General features: G+C 63.1%; 1 protein-coding gene and 1 pseudogene. Both read right to left on the minus strand.

Features of this window, described 5'->3' with window-relative positions; all coding sequences use genetic code 11:
- A pseudogene (locus H7A85_RS20695) lies at positions 1-115 on the minus strand (IS3 family transposase); the annotation flags it as partial.
- Positions 116-164: 49 nt separating this feature from the next.
- Positions 165-287 carry a transposase gene (locus H7A85_RS20700; RefSeq protein WP_244631310.1) on the minus strand — a complete coding sequence of 41 codons (123 nt, stop codon included), beginning with the start codon at positions 285-287 and terminating at the stop codon, positions 165-167.
- Positions 288-301: the final 14 nt, after the last annotated feature.

The following is a 301-nucleotide window of genomic DNA, read 5'->3' on the forward strand; positions in this document are numbered from 1 at the left end:
CCGTCACGCTGATCGTGCGGATCGCCTCCGCCACCGGGCGGCCCTGCGAGCGCAACACGTCCACCTGCCGAAGCTTGGCGACGATCTCTTCGGGCTTGTGCTTCTTCTGTCCCATCTGGGCATCCCCCAAAGGCTCAAAAGCCTACTTCAAGGAGGGCCACTTTTCAGGGGGCAGACCATGGGCAGCCGACCCGCAACACAAACAGCATGCCGTCCAGGAACTGCCGGTTGTCCTGGAACGGGCGAGCTTTGCGACCCCGCTCGCTTGGCAAAAGCGCGCCGATCACCGCCCATTCTTCAT

Origin of the sequence: Aureimonas sp. ME7, assembly GCF_903970965.1 — a bacterium.
In the GTDB taxonomy this organism is placed as follows: Bacteria; Pseudomonadota; Alphaproteobacteria; order Rhizobiales; family Rhizobiaceae; genus Aureimonas.